Origin of the sequence: Bacillus sp. FSL R10-2201 (assembly GCF_038008665.1) — a bacterium.
GTDB lineage: Bacteria > Bacillota > Bacilli > Bacillales > Bacillaceae_G > Bacillus_A > Bacillus_A mycoides.
Window position 1 is genome coordinate 4670231 of record NZ_JBBOZP010000001.1, and the last position, 14846, is coordinate 4685076.

16 protein-coding genes are annotated in these 14846 nt (G+C 37.0%); 7 read left to right on the top strand and 9 right to left on the bottom strand.

Annotated features, from left to right (window positions below; all coding sequences use genetic code 11):
* Positions 1–114: 114 nt before the first annotated feature.
* Together NSQ69_RS24315 and NSQ69_RS24320 are read right to left on the bottom strand one after the other, a co-directional pair.
* Entirely contained in the window at positions 115–654 is a 540-nt protein-coding gene (locus NSQ69_RS24315) for a superoxide dismutase family protein (protein WP_002089287.1), read from the bottom strand.
* 68 nt (positions 655–722) lie between these two features.
* Positions 723–899: a hypothetical protein gene (locus NSQ69_RS24320; protein ID WP_000982764.1), complete on the bottom strand. Its 177-nt coding sequence runs from the start codon at positions 897–899 to the stop codon at positions 723–725.
* Positions 900–1064: 165 nt separating this feature from the next.
* On the opposite strand from NSQ69_RS24320, the gene NSQ69_RS24325 reads away from it, so the two are divergent.
* Complete coding sequence (locus NSQ69_RS24325; RefSeq protein ID WP_002129691.1) at positions 1065–1448, top strand: kinase-associated lipoprotein B; 384 nt, start codon at positions 1065–1067, stop codon at positions 1446–1448.
* Positions 1449–1488: 40 nt separating this feature from the next.
* Here NSQ69_RS24325 and kapD read toward each other — a convergent pair whose 3' ends face one another.
* The gene (kapD, locus tag NSQ69_RS24330) at positions 1489–2112 is read right to left on the bottom strand and encodes a 3'-5' exonuclease KapD (RefSeq protein ID WP_341099763.1); all 624 of its coding nucleotides are present in this window, start codon (positions 2110–2112) and stop codon (positions 1489–1491) included.
* 290 nt (positions 2113–2402) lie between these two features.
* On the opposite strand from kapD, the gene NSQ69_RS24335 reads away from it, so the two are divergent.
* Positions 2403–3728, top strand: a complete 1326-nt coding sequence (locus NSQ69_RS24335; RefSeq protein WP_002129696.1) for an ArsB/NhaD family transporter — start codon at positions 2403–2405, stop codon at positions 3726–3728.
* Positions 3729–3831: 103 nt separating this feature from the next.
* Here NSQ69_RS24335 and NSQ69_RS24340 read toward each other — a convergent pair whose 3' ends face one another.
* Positions 3832–4299: a hypothetical protein gene (locus NSQ69_RS24340; protein WP_002015861.1), complete on the bottom strand. Its 468-nt coding sequence runs from the start codon at positions 4297–4299 to the stop codon at positions 3832–3834.
* Positions 4300–4417: 118 nt separating this feature from the next.
* Between NSQ69_RS24340 and NSQ69_RS24345 the strand changes: the two genes are divergently transcribed.
* Together NSQ69_RS24345 and NSQ69_RS24350 are read left to right on the top strand one after the other, a co-directional pair.
* Complete coding sequence (locus tag NSQ69_RS24345) at positions 4418–5131, top strand: DNA alkylation repair protein (protein ID WP_002015862.1); 714 nt, start codon at positions 4418–4420, stop codon at positions 5129–5131.
* A 345-nt stretch (positions 5132–5476) separates the two neighbouring features.
* Positions 5477–6853 carry a glycine--tRNA ligase gene (locus NSQ69_RS24350; RefSeq protein ID WP_002015863.1) on the top strand — a complete coding sequence of 459 codons (1377 nt, stop codon included), beginning with the start codon at positions 5477–5479 and terminating at the stop codon, positions 6851–6853.
* A gap of 36 nt (positions 6854–6889) precedes the next feature.
* Here NSQ69_RS24350 and NSQ69_RS24355 read toward each other — a convergent pair whose 3' ends face one another.
* A complete protein-coding gene (locus tag NSQ69_RS24355; protein WP_002034550.1) occupies positions 6890–7273 on the bottom strand; it encodes a hotdog fold thioesterase in 384 nt (127 codons plus the stop codon).
* A gap of 96 nt (positions 7274–7369) precedes the next feature.
* Here NSQ69_RS24355 and NSQ69_RS24360 point away from each other — a divergent pair, with 96 nt between their 5' ends.
* Positions 7370–8113 carry a DUF3298 and DUF4163 domain-containing protein gene (locus NSQ69_RS24360; RefSeq protein ID WP_002129698.1) on the top strand — a complete coding sequence of 248 codons (744 nt, stop codon included), beginning with the start codon at positions 7370–7372 and terminating at the stop codon, positions 8111–8113.
* A gap of 50 nt (positions 8114–8163) precedes the next feature.
* Positions 8164–8757: a biotin transporter BioY gene (locus tag NSQ69_RS24365; protein WP_002015867.1), complete on the top strand. Its 594-nt coding sequence runs from the start codon at positions 8164–8166 to the stop codon at positions 8755–8757.
* Positions 8758–8802: 45 nt separating this feature from the next.
* Here the strand turns inward: NSQ69_RS24365 and galU are convergent, their stop codons facing one another.
* Both galU and NSQ69_RS24375 read right to left on the bottom strand, forming a co-directional pair.
* A complete protein-coding gene (gene galU, locus NSQ69_RS24370) occupies positions 8803–9690 on the bottom strand; it encodes a UTP--glucose-1-phosphate uridylyltransferase GalU (protein WP_002015869.1) in 888 nt (295 codons plus the stop codon).
* A gap of 152 nt (positions 9691–9842) precedes the next feature.
* Positions 9843–11567 carry a phospho-sugar mutase gene (locus NSQ69_RS24375; RefSeq protein WP_341099765.1) on the bottom strand — a complete coding sequence of 575 codons (1725 nt, stop codon included), beginning with the start codon at positions 11565–11567 and terminating at the stop codon, positions 9843–9845.
* A 143-nt stretch (positions 11568–11710) separates the two neighbouring features.
* Between NSQ69_RS24375 and cdaS the strand changes: the two genes are divergently transcribed.
* Positions 11711–12316: a sporulation-specific diadenylate cyclase CdaS gene (gene cdaS / locus NSQ69_RS24380; RefSeq protein WP_002129703.1), complete on the top strand. Its 606-nt coding sequence runs from the start codon at positions 11711–11713 to the stop codon at positions 12314–12316.
* A gap of 168 nt (positions 12317–12484) precedes the next feature.
* Here the strand turns inward: cdaS and pepA are convergent, their stop codons facing one another.
* Both pepA and NSQ69_RS24390 read right to left on the bottom strand, forming a co-directional pair.
* Positions 12485–13969, bottom strand: a complete 1485-nt coding sequence (gene pepA / locus NSQ69_RS24385) for a cytosol aminopeptidase (protein WP_002129705.1) — start codon at positions 13967–13969, stop codon at positions 12485–12487.
* Positions 13970–14174: 205 nt separating this feature from the next.
* The gene (locus tag NSQ69_RS24390) at positions 14175–14801 is read right to left on the bottom strand and encodes a 3D domain-containing protein (RefSeq protein WP_002129706.1); all 627 of its coding nucleotides are present in this window, start codon (positions 14799–14801) and stop codon (positions 14175–14177) included.
* Positions 14802–14846: the final 45 nt, after the last annotated feature.

Sequence of the window (14846 nt, forward strand, 5' to 3'; positions counted from 1 at the left end):
AAAAGGAGGCTATCCCAAAATGATATTGAGATAGCCTCCTTTTTTCGGTAAATCGATATAATTCCACTTACTATCATGCGGTTTTACAACAAAAGCTATCATTCACGGTAGCTTCTATTTTTTCTTCAGATCCGACGCTTTTTTTACGATAACACCGCAAGCAATTCGGCCACCAGATTTACCAGTTGGTTGCGTCATACCATCATCAGCGTTTTCTGTAATAATAATAGACGCTCCATCTTTTCTATGAATCGTCGTTTTTCCTTCTTCAAGCGTTATATGCGGAGCATCGATTTCTGCTTTAATCTTTCCAGAACCATCCGCCACTACATTCGGTAAATCACCATTTTCCGCACCTTTCGGATTCAAGAGCCCATGTTTTTTATTATCTGGATTAAAATGATTCCCAGATGATTCGAAACTAGGCGCTTTACATTCTCCGATTTCGTGTACATGTATACCGTGTGGTCCTGGTGTAAAACCTTCCGCTTTAATCGTAATTTTCACTCCACTTGTTTGCTGAGCTACTTTTGCAGTCCCAACTTCATCACCTGAAGCATTATGTAATTTCACATCAATTTCTTTCGGCTTCCCTTGGTCACAACCCGCCATTAGAAATAATAAACAACAACTGAAAAAAAGCCGTCTTTTCATTCAATTCCCTCCAAAATGCTTTCTGCCCTTAGATTGTCCGAGCATAGAGGGAAACATACAAAAATGAATTACCGTTTCTTTTCAGCTAAAAGCTTTTCTTCTACTTTCTGTAATCGCTCTGCTTCTCGTTTTGATACACGAATAAACATACGCCACGTAGCAACCGCACCGATGATAAATAGAACGCAAACAATACCTGGAATAATATACTCCGTTTTATCTTCAGGGAAATATAAAGGCATCATAACGAACACTCCTTATTATAGGATTCAAAAAACATCAGAATTTTCTGTTATATATCTTTAAATTATAGTTGAACCAGTTCATATTCTCAAGGGGGCGTTCCGAAAGCGAATGATTTCTTTGACTCCTTCGCGCACTTTCCTTACTATAAACTTGAGGTGAAAAATATGAGAGAAACATTTAAAATTGGTGAAATCGTTACTGGTATTTATAAAACTGGAAAATACATCGGCGAAATTACAAATAGCCGTCCTGGCAGTTACGTCGTAAAAGTACTAGCTGTTTTAAAACATCCAGTGCAAGGTGATTTACATAATGTAAAACAAGCTGACGTACCATTCTTCCATGAAAGACGTGCTTTAGCTTTTCGTGAACAGACGAACATTCCAGAGCAAATGGTGAAGAAATATGAAGGAGAAATTCCGGATTATACAGAGTCACTAAAATTAGCATTAGAAACTCAAATGAATTCATTTTCTGAAGATGATTCACCTTTTGCGGGGCGTAGTCTAGAAACACTTCAGCAATTGAAGCAAGATTACAAACTTTAAAAAACAAAACGACCAAATTACATATTTTGCAATTTGGTCGTTACTGTGTACTCACTTTCTTTAACACTTTCGAAAAATCAATAAGTTCCCCTAATGTCGGAGGTGCTGGTTTGACTAAATACTCTTTATCTTTTTCTACTAACTTAAAAATATTATATGTCGTCATCGCATCATCAAGCGCACAATGATGCTTTCCTGTTCCTGCTTTTCCATACGCCTCAATTGCTTTCCACAGCCCTGTTTGATTTCTCTCTCCAAAAAACTTCTTATACTCAAGCGATAAATCACGACACTGTCCAAAGAATGGAAATTCTACTCCCGCCATTTCACAGTTATGCTTTAAGACTTTCATATCCATATTTCCCCACGTTACAATTGTCGGTTTACCACTCTTTTCATATTCTGCAAGTTTCTCAACAAGTTCATGAAAAGAAATTCCTTTGTCCACTACTTCCTGTTTAATTCCTAAAAATTTTTTACATCGATCCGTTAAAGACGGAAATGTTTTCGGTCTAATATGCGATGAATACGTATCTTCCACCTTACAACCAACAACTGAAACGAGTCCGACCTCAATAATTTCTGGGAAAAAACCTTTTGGCTTTTTTCTATGCTGGGGCATCGTAAACTCAAAGTCTAAAAACAAAAATCGTTGTTCATCCATACGATCCCTTCCTTATCATATTTGTCATTCCTTTCTATTTGACACTCCTACACGAACAAGCTCGAATGCTGATTCGATTTTAAATATTCAGATTGGATGTATCTTATATATATGTCAGATGCCCACAAATATTTTTAAAAATAAGAAAAAATGACCTATGCAGAAAATATGACAAAATAAACCCTTTCATTTACATCCGCCATTTTTCTACTTTATAATGACGTTATGTGTGTTTCATCTAGTTAATTTTTTGACACACTAAGAAAAGTGAATGAAAGGAGATGAGAGTTTTGCACGAAACAACGCAAGAACTCGCAAACTGGCAGTATTATTTCGCTATCGCAGTCTTTTTAATTACATATGCCATTATTATTTCTGAAAAAATTAACCGTGCTGTCATCGCACTTCTTGGTGCAGCATTCATGGTAATTGCAGGGGTCGTTGACTTACACAATGCCTTTACGAAACATATTGAATGGGGAACAATTACATTACTCATCGGTATGATGATACTGGTAAATATTACAAGTAAGTCGGGTGTCTTCCAATATGTTGCCATTAAAGCCGCAAAAGGAGCACAAGGAAATCCAATTAAAATTTTAATTTCACTTTCCTTACTTACCGCGCTTGGCTCAGCATTTTTAGATAACGTTACAACAGTACTTCTTGTTGTTCCAGTTACTTTATCTATTACGCGCATCTTGCAAGTAAATCCTGTTCCATATTTACTTTCTGAAATTATTTTTTCAAATATCGGAGGAACAGCAACATTAATTGGTGATCCGCCAAATATTATGATTGGTTCTGCAAATAAGCATTTAGATTTCAATGCTTTCTTATTCAACTTAGCACCTATCGTGATCATCATTATTGCTGTTACGGCAACAATGCTTTACTTCATGTACCGTAAGCAATTAATTGCTGATCCTGTACAAATTAAAAAGTTAATGAGCTTAGATGAAAAACAATACATTAAAGACCCAGTATTAATGAAGAAATCTTTAACAGTACTTGGCCTTACTATTGTAGGCTTCATGACTCATTCTATTTTCCATATTGATGCAGCTATCATCGCCTTAACTGGCGCTACTGTACTTATGTTAATCGGTGTGAAAGAACATGAAATTGAAGAGGTATTCGCAAGTGTAGAGTGGGTAACAATCTTCTTCTTCGCGGGACTATTCGTACTCGTTGGAGGACTTATCGATATCGGGCTTATCAAAATGTTAGCTCAAAAAGTAATTGGAATAACAGGCGGAGATATTTCTCACGCATCTATCCTTATTCTATGGGTATCTGGTATCGCCTCTGCAACAATCGATAACATTCCATTCGTTGCAACAATGATTCCACTTATTAACGATATGGCAGTTGGGCTAGGTTTATCACCTTCTGACGCACAAATCGACGTACTATGGTGGGCATTAGCATTAGGTGCTTGCTTAGGTGGAAACGGAACATTAATCGGGGCTTCTGCTAACGTAATCGTAGCCGGAATCGCAAGTCGTGAAGGACATAAATTCAGCTACATGGAATTCCTTAAAGTCGGCTTCCCAATTATGATCGTTTCATTAATCATTTCTCACATTTACATTTACTTACGCTATCTTATGTAGTAGAAAAAAGCGCCCTGCTCAGCAGGGCGCTTTCGTTCTTTTTTCAGCATATCCGAATTATTATAGAACCAAATATATCGACCGCAGGGCAACTTTGATACGCCTACTCGTTATACCTCACCGGCTCATTCCGAATAATGAACAAATGAATCGGCAAGAAAACCGAAAACGTGATTGTATGAATGATCGTAAACAGTATGGAATTCGTTCCGTATCTATCCAAAATAGCATAGATAAGATAAATAGACAGTACAAGTGATACAGCTGTTGCTAATATATATAGAATTGGTACGAAATTAAAGATGAAGCATCCAACATATATGCCAAATACTTTCCACCCTGCTTCTTCTTTCAAGAAATCTGGTAATTTATCTTTCGCTAAATCACCCCATATCTTACTATTTATAAACGGAATAAAAGCAAGAACACCATCAGTTGCACCATCATTTTTCGCCATCGTATAAAGTGCAAAAGCCGTTAACAAATACGAAATAATTGCCCAAATTATTATAACAAGAATAAACGCAAAACTAAGAGCAAAGAAACCTGCTAGTACGCCTTGATCTTCCATCTTATCCTCTCCTCTCTCTTCTCAACATATTTCATTACAGTGCAAGTTATGTTTTAAAATTTAACCAAACTCTTTGTATAATAAGAAGAGAAAGATAACGAGAGAGGAGTACATACCTATGCATCCATTTGTAAAGGCATTACAAGAGCATTTTACAGCTCATCAAAATCCCGAAAAAGCAGAACCGATGGCACGTTATATGAAAAATCACTTCCCGTTTCTCGGTATTCAAACTCCTGAGAGAAGACAGTTATTGAAAGACGTAATTCAAATACATACTCTCCCAGATAAAAAGGACTTCCAAATTATCGTGCGTGAACTTTGGGACCTACCAGAACGTGAATTTCAAGCTGCCGCACTCGATATCATGCAAAAATATAAAAAACACATAAATGAAACTCACATCCCATTTTTAGAAGAACTTATTGTCACAAAATCTTGGTGGGATTCTGTTGATAGCATCGTCCCTACATTTTTAGGTGCTATCTTTTTAAAACATCCAGAATTAATTTCTGCATATATTCCAAAATGGATTGCATCAGAAAACATATGGTTACAACGTGCCGCTATTTTATTCCAGCTAAAATATAAACAAAAAATGGATGAAGAACTCCTTTTCTGGATTATCGGACAACTACATTCCTCAAAAGAATTTTTCATTCAAAAAGCAATCGGCTGGGTCCTTCGCGAATATGCAAAAACAAAACCAGATGTAGTATGGGAATACGTTCAAACTAACGAGCTCGCTCCACTTAGTAAACGTGAAGCAATTAAGCATATTAAGCAAAATTACGGAATAAATAACGAAAAAATAGGCGAGACTCTATCCTAGATGGGCACGTTCCTCTATTGAGATTTAAAAAAGAACGTGTTAAAATATGTTCATTATTATTAATATAAGTAGCGATGACGGACTTATAAGTACTTGCATAAAAAGCGATTCAGGGATAGTGAAAGCCTGAAGCTGCGAGGAAACGGCAGTCTCGAGCAATACGTGATAAAGTGGATGCACATTTTGTGTATCAACTAGGGTGGAACCGCGGGCAAACGCTCGTCCCTAGGCGATTAAGCCTTGGGATGAGCGTTTTTTTATGTTTTTTAAAGCATATATTGCTCGTTTCCAAAGTACCCATCACGTCATCGCAAATACGTTAACTTTTAAAAGGAGGATTTTATTATGTATTCAATGGAACAAGTTGTAAACTTAGCGAAACATCGCGGTTTCGTTTTCCCTGGTTCTGAAATTTACGGTGGTCTTGCAAACACATGGGATTACGGTCCACTTGGAATCGAATTAAAAAATAACGTTAAAAAAGCTTGGTGGAAAAAGTTCATTCAAGAATCTCCACACAACGTTGGTTTAGATGCTGCTATTTTAATGAACCCAAAAACTTGGATCGCTTCTGGTCACGTTGGTAACTTTAATGATCCAATGATCGACTGTAAAAAATGTAAAGCTCGTCACCGTGCTGACAAATTAATTGAAGATGCATTAGACGCAAAAGGTATCGAAATGGTCGTTGACGGTCTTACTTTCGACCAAATGGCTGACTTAATGAAAGAACATGAAGTAAAATGCCCAGATTGCGGTAGCCAAGAATTCACGGAAATCCGTCAGTTCAACTTAATGTTCAAAACATTCCAAGGTGTTACAGAGTCTAGCACAAACGAAATCTTCCTTCGTCCTGAAACAGCACAAGGTATTTTCGTAAACTTTAAAAACGTACAACGCTCTATGCGTAAGAAACTTCCATTTGGTATCGGCCAAATCGGTAAAAGTTTCCGTAACGAAATCACACCTGGTAACTTCACATTCCGTACACGTGAATTCGAACAAATGGAACTTGAATTCTTCTGTAAGCCTGGTGAAGATTTAGAGTGGTTCGCATTCTGGCGTGAAACTTGTAAAAACTGGTTACTTTCACTTGGTATGACTGAAGAAAGCATGCGTCTTCGTGACCACGGTGAAGACGAGTTATCTCATTACAGTAACGCAACAACTGATATTGAATTCAGATTCCCATTCGGTTGGGGCGAACTATGGGGCGTTGCATCTCGTACAGACTTCGATTTAAAACGTCATATGGAACACTCTAACGAAGACTTTAACTATATCGATCCACAAACGAATGAGCGTTACGTGCCTTACTGCATCGAGCCATCTCTAGGTGCAGACCGTGTAACATTAGCATTCTTATGTGATGCATATGAAGAAGAGCAATTAGAAAACGATTCTCGTACAGTTCTTCGTTTCCACCCTGCTTTAGCACCATATAAAGCAGCTATCTTACCATTATCTAAAAAGCTATCTGAAGGTGCTACTGAAGTATTCGCAGAACTAGCTAAAGACTTCATGGTAGACTTTGATGAAACTGGTTCTATCGGTAAACGTTACCGTCGTCAAGACGAAATCGGTACTCCATTCTGTATCACATACGACTTCGACTCTGTTGAAGACAAAGCTGTTACAGTACGTGACCGTGACACAATGGAACAAGTTCGTATGCCAATTAGCGAACTAAAAGGTTTCTTAGAGAAAAAAATCCAGTTCTAATTATAAAAAAGAGGCGCTCTATTGAGCCGCCTCTTTTTACTTTTCACGTTTTTCTTTAATTGCTACTGTACATCTTGATATACATAGTAACTCATCATTTTCATCAATGATGCGAATATCCCAAACCATTGTCGATTGTCCTCTATGTATCGGTGTTCCAATTGCTGTTACAATTCCATCTTGCTTTGAGCGAATATGATTTGCATTAATTTCTAATCCGAAACAAATACATTTTTCTTGATCAATTAAATTGTATGAACCAACACTTGCCACAGTTTCTGCTAATGCAACAGATGCACCACCGTGTAAAAATCCAAACGGCTGATGCGTGCGTTCATCAACAGGCATTGTAGCAACTACTTTATCCTCTGTCATTTCTAACAACTCAATTCCAAGCGAATCCATTAAAGTTTTTGACATATCGTTTTCAACCTCTCTCACTTTAGATCAAATGTATAATTTTACCTGTTTAATTTCAAACTACCTATAACACTTATATAAGGAGGTTTCACCTAAATGAAACAGAAATTTTGTATACTATTGCTTATGTTCTCCTTGCTGACTATTGTACCAAATTGTGCAATAGCAGCCAAAGCATCCAACCTGACAATCAATGTTAAGACTGTAACGCAAAAAGGTAAGAAACCTTATATAGAATATCAAATTAATAGGCCTTCCTTTCACAACTTTTCTGATTCAAAATTTCAAAATAAGCTGAATTCCTATTACAAAAACTCTACTACTAAATTTAAAAGTAAATTAGAAAAAGAAGCGAAGAAATATTATGAGGAAACAGAAGGATCTAGCACACCTTTTCATCCATACGTTGCAAATGTTGACTATAAAGTAGCTTTAAACAAACCACCTTTCCTCAGCCTATATGTGAATTACTATCAATATACAGGCGGAGCGCACGGACTGTATACGTGGAAGGCAAATACATTTGATTTAAACGAAAAAAAATTATTACACTTAGACGATTTATTTCAACAAGAGGATAAATATAAAGAAATAATTCGCACAGAGATTGTAAGACAAATTAAACAAAATGAAAGCATTTATTTTCCTGATGCAGTCGAAAAAGTAACGAGCACTAAAAAGTTTCACTACTTTTTAGAACCGGATAATCTTGTAATTTATTTCTCTTTATATGAAATTGCTCCTTATTCAAGCGGAATTCCGCAGTTTCGTATTCCATACACATTGCTTAGAGACTATTTAAAGCCTTCTTATCAAAATATTTTGATTGACAACAAGTAAATATTTTCGCTACGATAATGTTAACCTAAACACAACTGGAGGTTAACATTATGAAGAAGCTTCATGTTTTAGATTTAGCATTAGCTGCCATGTTCGTCGCTCTTATGGCTATTGGTGCAAATATTGTATCGTGGGCACCATTCTTACAAATAGCGGGCATTCCATTATCTATGCAACCATTTTTCGCAATTTTAGCAGGTCTTCTTCTTGGGAGTAGACTTGGGGCATTATCAATGACTGTTTACATGCTTGTTGGAGTAGCAGGTGCGCCAATCTTCGCTAACTTCAAAGCTGGATTTGGAGCACTTTTAGATCCTACTGGTGGTTTTATTATCGCATTTATTATCGTTGCTTACGTATCAGGAAAACTAGTAGAACAAAAAGAACGACCAACATTCAGCACCTTTGCAATTTCTTCTTTCGTCGGAATCATTTTAACGTATATTATCGGTACTACTTATATGTACGGGGCAGTCAATATTTTCATGGGTGGTAATATGAGTTATAAAGCTGCCTGGATGATTATGATGTGGTTCGCAGTAAAGGATATTGCGTTTACAATTATCGGCGCTATTATCGCACCTCGCATATACTATGCTGTACGTCGTTCCGCTTATCAGCATTCTCATTCGACGATTTCATAATAAACAAGGAGCTGTTCCTATAGGAACAGCTCCTTGTTTATTATATTAAGACTCTTGCTTCATTTGCTCGTCTAAAACTTTCTTCATCATTACTAGCATATCATCACGTAATTCTGGGTGTTGCAATGCCATTTCAATTGTCGTTTGAACAAATCCTAATTTTTCACCAACGTCATAACGCTTTCCTTCAAAATCATATGCAAATACACGTTGAATTTCATTTAAGCTTTGAATTGCATCCGTTAACTGAATTTCGCCACCCGCTCCAACTTGTTGCTGTTCCAAGAACATAAAGATTTCAGGAGTTAAAATGTAACGTCCCATAATCGCTAAGTTTGAAGGCGCAGTACCTTGCGCTGGTTTCTCAACGAATTTACGAACTTGATAACGACGTCCCTCTTGCTCTAACGGATCAATAATTCCATAGCGATGTGTTTCTGCTTCAGGAACAGTTTGTACACCAATAACAGAAGAAAGTGTTTTGTCATACTCGTCCATTAATTGACGTAAACATGGTTTTTCAGCTTGAACGATATCATCGCCTAATAATACTGCAAACGGCTCATCACCAATGAATTTACGTGCGCACCAAACAGCATGTCCTAATCCTTTTGGTTCTTTTTGTCGAATGTAATGGATATCTACCATTTTAGAAGAAGCTTGTACTTTTTCAAGTAACTCATACTTTTTCTTCTCTAATAAGTTTTGCTCTAATTCAAATGCGTTATCAAAATGATCTTCGATAGAGCGCTTTCCTTTACCAGTAACGATAATAATATCTTCGATGCCTGATTTTACTGCTTCTTCTACGATGTATTGAATTGTTGGTTTATCTACAATTGGAAGCATTTCTTTTGGCATTGCTTTCGTTGCTGGTAAAAAGCGTGTTCCTAATCCCGCTGCCGGGATAATTGCTTTTCTCACTTTTTTCATGACAAATACCCTCGCTTTTCATTCTAATTCTCTTAGTAAAGTGTAAATTTATAACACTCGCTCGTAATAATCCTCTACATCAAACAAAACTACAAGAAAAGAGGAGGCCGTTCTCCGTTCTCCTCTTTTCCTATCAGTAGCACTCTATTCTATTATAAACGATTCATAATATCTTCTTTAATAGTAAGTAACTTTTGTTCACTATTTTGTAAGGAATCATCTTGTACACCAAAGTAGAATTTAATTTTCGGCTCTGTTCCAGATGGACGTAAGCAGAACCAAGAACCATCTTCTAATTGATATTTTAACACATTTGATTTCGGTAAGTGAATCTCTTCCTTATTTCCATCTTGTAACGTTGTAATGATGCTTTCTTTATAATCCTCAACTGCAACAACTGTTAAAACAGCTACTTCTTTCGGAGGATTCTCACGGAATGTTGCCATCATCTTTTGAATCTGTTCGGCACCATCTTTTCCTTTTAACGTTAACGATACAAGGTCCTCACGGAAGAACCCATACTTCTTAAATACTTCTAGCAGACCATCGTATAACGTTTTACCTTGTGATTTGTAGTATGCAGCTACTTCACATGCAAATAGGACGGATTGCACCGCATCTTTATCACGGCAGAATGGACGGATTAAATAACCGTAGCTTTCCTCATAACCGAATTGGAATTCATATTGTCCGCTTTCTTCATACTGTTTAATTTTTTCACCGATAAATTTAAATCCAGTTAACGTATCAACTGTATCTAAACCGTATGCTTTTGCGATTGTACGGCCAATTTCAGACGTTACGATTGTTTTTAAAACAACACCGTTTTCTGGAAGCGTTCCGTTTTCCTTCTTTTGTGATAATAAGTAATCAAGCATTAACGCACCTGTTTGGTTACCAGTTAATACTTGGAACTCACCATCGTGATTGCGAACTGCTACACCTAGACGGTCTGCATCAGGATCTGTTGCGATTAACACATCTGCGCCTACTTTTTCACCGTCGCGAATTGCATACTCAAACGCTGCATGCTCTTCTGGGTTTGGTGATTTTACTGTAGAGAAATTTGGATCTGGTAACTCTTGCTCTTTTACAACTGTTACATCTGTAAATCCAACTTCTTCTAAACCACGGCGTACCGAAATATTTGATGTTCCATGCAATGGTGTAAAGACGATTTTTAAATCTTTTCCTACTTCTTTCACCATCTCTTTATTAATAATGACATTGTTCAATTCTGCTGCATAAGCATCATCTACTTCTTGTCCAATTATATGTAATAAACCGTCAGCTTTTAATTGCTCAACATCAGCAACTTCAACTGTTAATTCATTCTCTACTGCATTTACGTAGCTAATTAACTCATCAGCTTCCTTTGGAGGCAACTGGCCACCATCTTCACCATATACTTTATAACCGTTATATTCGGGCGGATTATGGCTTGCCGTAAGAACGATTCCACTTGCTGTATGTAAATGACGAACTGCGAAAGAAAGCACTGGTGTTGGACGTAAGCTTTCAAATACATATGTTGTAATACCGTGTGCACCAAGAGTAGCAGCTACTTCCATTGCGAATTCAGGTGATTTATGACGAGAATCATACGCGACAACAACACCGCGTTTTTTCGCTTCTTCACCTAGTTTTTCAATAAACATAGCTAATCCTTTTGTTGCTTTACGAACTGTATATACATTTAAACGGTTCGTACCAGCACCAAGTTCACCACGCATACCACCTGTTCCGAACTCTAGATTTTTATAAAAGCTATCCTCGATTTTCTTCTCATCTTGCTTCATGTTTTCTAGCTGTTCTTTTAATTCTGCGTCTAATTCTGCATATGAAAGCCAGCGACTAAATTCTTGTTTCCAATTCATACTTCCATCTCCTCTCGCCTGTCGTACCTTCATTATATGAAAAAAACAACCTGAATCTCAATATTTTTTAAAATCTAGCAGGATTTTACTATAAATATTTGTATACACTATGGTTAAATACTCCACCAAAGGGAATGAGGATTATGCAAGAATGGGGCTTGTCAGAAGAGCTCAAAATAAAAACAAAGCAGATGATTGAAATTGCTGAAAAAGAATTATCAAACATGAAGCATGCAATCGATAAAGAAGATGAATGTATTTTATGTAAAATGGAAGATATTCATCATATGTTAACAAATGTACAGACGTTAGCAGCTACATATTATATTCAAGCATATTTATCACCTTATACGGAAAGTTCACATTTCATCACTACAGCTGTCCAACATTTAAGCGCTCGAAAACACGGTGCTCTTATTATTGTGGAACGAAGTGACGCTATTGATTCTTTCATTCAAACTGGAACGACATTAAACGCACACTTAACCGCGCCACTACTTGAATCGATTTTTTATCCAGGGAACCCTCTTCATGACGGAGCCGTTCTCATTAAAAATAATCATATTGTCTCAGCAGCTAATATTCTCCCATTAACAAAAAGCATGGAAATCAATCCTGAGCTAGGAACACGTCATAGGGCTGCAATTGGCTTATCCGAGAAAATTGATGCACTTATATTAGTTGTCTCTGAGGAAACAGGGCGTACTTCATTCGCTTTAGGCGGGACGTTATATACGATTTCTTTATAGGACGAATCTTTCACTATGTAGCACTTTTTGAAACGGTAAAATAGTAAATGAAATTATATTAACCGTAACTCCAAATATATCGACTTACCGACAAAAACTGACAATAGTCATACCATATCAATAAGAAAAGGCTATCCCAAAAATTTGAGACAGCCCTTTCTTCAAAAATTATTCTTCTCCGAAACGCTCAACAAGTGTTGCAAGTGTACGCACCATTGCACCTGTTGCTCCAGATGGTCCTAAATCATGTGCTCCTGATGTTTCAGATGTTCCAGCGATGTCTAAGTGTACCCATGGTGTTTCTTCTGCAAATTCACCAAGGAATGTCCCAGCCATAACCGCATGTCCTTCACGGCCTGGTGAGTTATTTAAATCAGCAAATTTACTGTTTTTGACACGTTCTTTATCACGTTCAAAAATCGGCAATTGCCAAATTGGCTCATCCGTTTCCATAGAAGCCTCTAACACTTGTTCAAACAATTCTTCATTATTTGTCATCGCGCCTGTTGTATGATTTCCAAGTGCAACAATTACACCGCCTGTTAATGTTGCAACATCAACTAAGTAATTTGCGCCAAGTTTCTTCGCATACGTAATACCGTCAGCTAACGCTAGGCGACCTTCTGCATCTGTATTTAATACTTCAATTGTTTTTCCGCTCATAGATGTAATAACATCATCTGGCTTAAATGCTGTACCACTTACAACGTTGTCAGTTGATGGAATAACAGCAATTACATTTTGCTCTGGACGAAGTTCACCGATGATCTCCATCGCGCCAAGAACAGCTGCAGCTCCGCCCATATCACCTTTCATACCAACCATGCCTTCACGTGGTTTTAAAGAATAACCGCCTGTATCATATGTAATCCCTTTTCCAACAAATCCAATTACATCTTTCCACTCTTCTTTTCCTTTATAAATAAGAGCAATCATTTTTGGCGGTTCAGTAGATCCTTGGTTTACTGCAAGTAATGCACCCATACCAAGCTCTTCCATCTCTTCTTTCTCAAGAACCTTATAATCCATATCGTATTTTTCTGCTAATTCAACTGCATACTCAGCAAGCTTTGTCGCTGTTAATACGTTTGGCGGCATATTTACAAGCGTACGAGCTGAATTCGTTGCACGTCCATGTACGTATCCTACAGTTAATGCTGCTTCAATTTCTTGTGCATCTTCTGCTGTAATAGCCGTAAACTTCTCTAATTCTACACGATCCTTTTTATCTGTTTTATACGTTTGTAATTCATATGTACCAAGACCTTGTACTTCTGCCGCAATATGAGCTACATCAATCGCATCTAATTTATCTGTCACGAAAGAATCAAGTAAGATTGCTGCATCTTGTACTTTTGCTGCTTGTAATGCTTTAAACGCCTTACCAAGAGCAGCACGTAACGTTTCCGTTGTATATGACTCTTTCTTACCTAAACCAACAAAATAATAACGTTTAACATTTGTTTTTCCTAAGCTATGTACTTTTGAAATGGCTTTCTTCTTAGTTGAAAGTTCTTTTTCTTCTAATAAAACTTGTAATTGTCCTTCAAACGCTTTATCCAGTTCTTGTACAAAGCTACTCTTTTTATCTTCTTCAAATAAGGCAACAATTACCGCTTCATGACTTACTAATTCTTTTTGTACTTGAAACATGTTCAGACCCCCTAAATTTCTCTACGTCCATTATAACTTTATTTTCGATAAAATGCGACAATTCTAAATTCTGTTATTTCATATAAAGTGAAACTTTAATCAGCGGGGGTTTTACCGGCCGCAAATAGCAGGATAAAGATGCTATCTCCAATATCTTCTATGGTGAAATAAGACAAGAAAAAAGTCTAGCGTTATTGCCACTAGACTATCTTTGTTTTAAATATTGTCCACGAAACACTTGCATCGTTTCGTCTTGATTTAACATCGTTAACTCTTCTTCCGAAAACTTGCCATTTCCTATTTTCACTATATACACATTTACTTTTTTCTTACCCCATTGGCTATAAACATCTTTCACCGTATCATAATATAAATCGAGACGATTTCCTTTTATAGCACCGCCCTTATCAGCTACAACACCATATCCGTAACCTGGCACGAATAGAATTGTCCCAAGCGGGAATACGCGTAAATCGGCAGCGATTGTGGAATATAAATCCCTTTTTGCTTTAACACCTGAATATGTAATGCCATACTCTGGATGCCCCGGCCTCTTTCCAGTCGACTCTATACCTGATGTATAACCAGTTGCAGTCATTTCTATAACACGATATTTAGACCAGTCATTTGCCTGCTCTAAAGCATTTATCACTTCTTTACTCGGAGCAACTTTTTTCTCAATTTCTGCTGCATGTACTTCTTTTACACTTGTTCCTTCATATAATTTTATAATCTCTAATAAAGAAACTCCTGTGAAAGCCTGCCATGTTACGCATAATGCGAATGCAAGTAAACAAGTCATCATAATGCGAATACAATATCGTTTTAACATTTTTATATTCCACACTCCTTCATCGTTAATCATTCCCTATACGAT

What these genes read in the sequence shown, in the direction of transcription:
- NSQ69_RS24390 (WP_002129706.1), bottom strand. Translation starts at nt 14,801, where the DNA reads ATGTTAAAACGATATTGTATTCGCATTATGATGACTTGTTTACTTGCA.
- galU (WP_002015869.1), bottom strand. Translation starts at nt 9,690, where the DNA reads ATGAAAAAAGTGAGAAAAGCAATTATCCCGGCAGCGGGATTAGGAACA.
- NSQ69_RS24355 (WP_002034550.1), bottom strand. Translation starts at nt 7,273, where the DNA reads ATGTCAAAAACTTTAATGGATTCGCTTGGAATTGAGTTGTTAGAAATG.
- NSQ69_RS24315 (WP_002089287.1), bottom strand. Translation starts at nt 654, where the DNA reads ATGAAAAGACGGCTTTTTTTCAGTTGTTGTTTATTATTTCTAATGGCG.
- NSQ69_RS24320 (WP_000982764.1), bottom strand. Translation starts at nt 899, where the DNA reads ATGATGCCTTTATATTTCCCTGAAGATAAAACGGAGTATATTATTCCA.
- NSQ69_RS24345 (WP_002015862.1), top strand. Translation starts at nt 4,418, where the DNA reads ATGCATCCATTTGTAAAGGCATTACAAGAGCATTTTACAGCTCATCAA.
- NSQ69_RS24360 (WP_002129698.1), top strand. Translation starts at nt 7,370, where the DNA reads ATGAAACAGAAATTTTGTATACTATTGCTTATGTTCTCCTTGCTGACT.
- NSQ69_RS24325 (WP_002129691.1), top strand. Translation starts at nt 1,065, where the DNA reads ATGAGAGAAACATTTAAAATTGGTGAAATCGTTACTGGTATTTATAAA.
- kapD (WP_341099763.1), bottom strand. Translation starts at nt 2,112, where the DNA reads ATGGATGAACAACGATTTTTGTTTTTAGACTTTGAGTTTACGATGCCC.
- NSQ69_RS24340 (WP_002015861.1), bottom strand. Translation starts at nt 4,299, where the DNA reads ATGGAAGATCAAGGCGTACTAGCAGGTTTCTTTGCTCTTAGTTTTGCG.
- cdaS (WP_002129703.1), top strand. Translation starts at nt 11,711, where the DNA reads ATGCAAGAATGGGGCTTGTCAGAAGAGCTCAAAATAAAAACAAAGCAG.
- pepA (WP_002129705.1), bottom strand. Translation starts at nt 13,969, where the DNA reads ATGTTTCAAGTACAAAAAGAATTAGTAAGTCATGAAGCGGTAATTGTT.
- NSQ69_RS24365 (WP_002015867.1), top strand. Translation starts at nt 8,164, where the DNA reads ATGAAGAAGCTTCATGTTTTAGATTTAGCATTAGCTGCCATGTTCGTC.
- NSQ69_RS24375 (WP_341099765.1), bottom strand. Translation starts at nt 11,567, where the DNA reads ATGAATTGGAAACAAGAATTTAGTCGCTGGCTTTCATATGCAGAATTA.
- NSQ69_RS24350 (WP_002015863.1), top strand. Translation starts at nt 5,477, where the DNA reads ATGTATTCAATGGAACAAGTTGTAAACTTAGCGAAACATCGCGGTTTC.